General features: G+C 67.0%; 3 protein-coding genes. All 3 read right to left on the bottom strand.

What is annotated here, in order from left to right:
- Positions 1-77: 77 nt before the first annotated feature.
- A complete protein-coding gene (locus tag ACL02O_RS33835; protein WP_412822256.1) occupies positions 78-485 on the bottom strand; it encodes a hypothetical protein in 408 nt (135 codons plus the stop codon).
- The gene (locus ACL02O_RS33830; protein ID WP_412822255.1) at positions 482-1,318 is read right to left on the bottom strand and encodes an IS5 family transposase; all 837 of its coding nucleotides are present in this window, start codon (positions 1,316-1,318) and stop codon (positions 482-484) included. The genes ACL02O_RS33835 and ACL02O_RS33830 overlap by 4 nt, the downstream gene beginning before the upstream one ends.
- A gap of 335 nt (positions 1,319-1,653) precedes the next feature.
- On the bottom strand, positions 1,654-2,208 hold the full coding sequence (locus ACL02O_RS33825; protein ID WP_412822254.1) for a class F sortase: 555 nt from the start codon (positions 2,206-2,208) through the stop codon (positions 1,654-1,656).
- Positions 2,209-3,589: the final 1,381 nt, after the last annotated feature.

The raw sequence follows: 3,589 nt of genomic DNA, 5'->3' as shown, positions 1-3,589 counted from the left end.
CGACTCGCCACCCTCGGCCTCACCCACACCCTCCACGGCTGGACCCTCAACCCCGCCTGAGAGGGCGGTTCGGAGTATTAGGTCCGTTTCTGGCTGAGGGTGAACACTCCGGGTTCGTTTTCGGTGAGGACGTCGCGGTTGACCATGCGCTTGAGCTTTGCGCGGGTGCCTTCGACGTGTTTCGGTGAGGGTTCGACGTCGAGGGCGAGGCAGATGTCTTTGGCGCGCATGCCGGCCGGTGCGGCGCGAAGGACGGCCAGGATCTGCTGGTAGGGGGTGCTGGCGATGGTGGGGTCGTCGGCGGTGAACTCGGCGGCGGCGAGGGCACGCAGGGTAGTGCGGGTGGTTGCCAGGTCGGCCAGTTCACCCTCGACGCGAGCGAGTTCGCTGGTGAGGGCGGTGATCTGTTCGCGGAGTCGGGTGGCGGTCTGGCTGGTGGTGGTTTCGCGGTCGGCGATCAGGTCGAGGACCGTGGGAAGGTTCACCGGCCCCGCCAGGAGGGTGCGCTGGTTCCGGTCAGCCGGCGGACCATGTTCGCCATCGATGCCCACAGTGTTCGGGACACCGAGGATTCGGGTCGGCTCTCGTACTCGCGCACGAGGCGTCGGTGCAGCATCAGCGTGCCGTTGACCTGCTCGACGATCCACCGCTTGCGGATCGGCACGAACCCGGGCCGGCTGTCGGACCGCTTGACGACCTCGACATCGACACCCAGGACGGCGCCGTGCAGCGCCACGTCCTGCTTGAACCCGGCGTCGACCCATGCGCGGGCAACTGTCGGGGTGTGTTCGGTGACCTTGTCGAGCAGCCGGATGCCGATGGCGTTGTCGGTAACCGACGCCGCGGTCACCACGACCGCGATGATCAGCCCCAACGCGTCCACCGCCAGTCCCCGCTTACGCCCCGACACCTTCTTCGCCGCGTCCTTGCCAGTCGTCGCGGCCGGGACGTGGTTCGCCGCCCGGATCGACTGGGTGTCCAACACGACCGCACTCGGATCCTCGGCACGACCGCCCTTCTCCCTGGCCTGGCAGCGCAACAGATCGTGGATCACCTGATCGGTGCCGTCGTCACGCCACAGCGCGAAGTAGTAGTAGGTGGCCGACTTCGGCGGCAGGTCGTGCGGCAGGTATGCCCACTGACAGCCGGTCCGGTTCTGGTAGAAGATCGCGTTCACGATCTCCCGCAGGTCATAGTCACCCTCGCGGCCCGACACCGACACCGCGACCCGCTTGGCCTTCCACGCCTGCAGAAACGGCCCGATCAGCTCCCACTGCTCGTCGCTGACATCGCTGGGATACCGCTTTCGATCACCCATGACCGGGCTAACGCCTGATCCGCCCGGACGGTCACGACCAGAACTCACATTCGACCCATCGACTGGCCGCTATCCACAGCGAACCCGCCGGAAGGACACCAACCGGACGCAACGTATAGATCAGGTCAAGTTACTGCGGACCGCCCTCTGAGGACCACACGCCCCGGCTGACCCCACCCGACAAACGCTCTGAACGGCCTCCACCGCCGCCCCAGCACCGGTTTCAGCACCCGAAACCCTCGAACCAGCGCACCGAACCGACACCACCCACGCGACAACGGCGGTCGACCGGGACCCGATCAACCGCCGTTTAACACCAGCTACCTAGGCATGGTCTAAGTGGAAGGGCGCGGATCGGCATGCGTCAGGGTGGCGTACACGACGATGTTGGCTCGGTAGCTGCGGCGCACATAGTCGAACTGCCCACCGCAGGTGATCAGCCGCAGTGCAGGGCGATCGGCCGGGCCGTACACAGTCTCGGCCGGGAAAGCGCTCTTCGGGTACTCGACGACGTCCGTGACGGTGAATGCCGCCGTACTGCCGTCGGTCCGGCCCACCGACACAGTGTCCCCGGCCCGCAGCGCAGCCAGCCGGAAGAACACCGCCGGCCCGTCCCGCGCGCTGTCCACGTGGCCGAGAATCACCGCGGTGCCCGACTCGCCCGGTGACGCCAGGTTGCGGTACCAGCCTGCGGGGGCGCCACCGGTCAGCGGGGGCACCTCGATTGACCCATCCTCCTCAAGCCCAAGCGGGACCAGCTTGGTGTGGACACCGATTGCCGGAATGTCGAGGCGCAGCGGGACCGATCGGGCCAGTGCGGCAGGTCCAGGCGATTCAGGAGCCGGAAAGTAGGGTGAGGCGGTGACAGTCGTGCTCGCGCTCCACTGCATGGTCGATGTAGTCGGGCGGGGTGGTCGGTTCGGCCGTACACCGGCCGCCACCATGATGGTGCCGATCGCTGCGAGCCCGGCCGCCACCAGGCGGGCCGCGAGCCGGTACCGGCCTGGTCTCACGGCCGGTAGTTGCGCCGTCGGGTGGACAACGCGACCGCTGCCGCAGCCAGAAGCACGATGACTCCACTCACCACCAGCCCACTGTTCCAACCCGCCGTGCTGCCGCCGCCGGTCTTCGGTGCTCCGCTGGGCAGAGGGCCCGCAGTCGCCGTCGCCGTCGGGCTCATTGACTCGCTGACAGAGAGCGACGGCGACGGGGCGGCCGACGTGGTGGACGCGCTGGGCGACGCGGTCGCGCTGACCGAAACGGACGGGGATCCCACAGGCGTCGGCGTCGATGTATCCCGACAGAAAGCCAACATCAGGAGAAGGAGGAGCAGTATCAAGACTGCGACAAGGATCGCAAGCCAGACCTTCCGGCCGGGCGCGGCCCTTCGAGACGCTGGTCTGTGGTATTCGGCCATGGCTCTTCTCCCTGAATTCGTGGCGCACGGCTGCTTGTCGGCTCGGGCGATCCAAGCGGAGATCCGTCATCCAGCACAGGCACGGCGGTGCGAAGGATGTGCCGAGGCGGGGATCGCGCCGTCGCGCTGGGAGGTGGCCCGACTGAGTTCGACGCTAGCCAAGAGCGCTCAGACGGTCACCATGGATGACGGATATCCGCTAGCGCCGTCCCGGGACACACTGTCGAGTGTGCGTTAGGAGCATCCCGGTCGAACGGGTGTGAGCCAGCGGCTGGCTAAGGCAGGCATGGTTGGGTGCTGAGGTGGTCGAGGTGCCGGCACCGCAGGCTCTGGCCGGTGGTCGCGGCGGCCGACATCTACCTTTCCGACTTCCCGGCCACGGTGGACGACGAGTTCGCCGGACAGCTGGCCAAGCAGGTTGGCCAGCTTCGCGCAGAACGGACGGCCCGTGCTGCTGATCACCGCCGACGTCCAGGGCGTTCTGCCGGCCCGGTACGTGCGGGGCATCGCCGCGCCACCCCGAGGTGTAGCCGCAGAACTGACTGCCCGGGGTTCGATCTCAGCAACAGGGCCACCGTTGAGCCGGTGACAGCGGCTCCAGCAATCCGCGGATGCGGTCATCTGGGCGTGAGCTGCAATTCATCCCGAATGAGGATCATGGGTTCGTGGTGATCGACACGTTATTTCCACACGAAGTGTGATGGTTCTTCGCATTTTGCGTGATCCCCGTCCCGTTGGGCGGGGATTTTTGCTGTGGCGAGCAGGCCGCTTCCCTGCGGGTTGAGCGTGTAGATCGCGGTCTCGGCTTCGAGGGTCCAGGCGCGGTGGTCACACACGATGACCATGTTGCTGGC

The organism is Micromonospora mangrovicola (assembly GCF_047200535.1).
Taxonomy (GTDB): domain Bacteria; phylum Actinomycetota; class Actinomycetes; order Mycobacteriales; family Micromonosporaceae; genus Micromonospora.
This window is presented reverse-complemented; position numbering and strand designations above follow the sequence as displayed.

Bases quoted from the DNA above. Each gene is read 5' to 3' on its own strand.
- ACL02O_RS33825 (WP_412822254.1), bottom strand. From the start codon at position 2,208: ATGCAGTGGAGCGCGAGCACGACTGTCACCGCCTCACCCTACTTTCCG.
- ACL02O_RS33830 (WP_412822255.1), bottom strand. From the start codon at position 1,318: ATGGGTGATCGAAAGCGGTATCCCAGCGATGTCAGCGACGAGCAGTGG.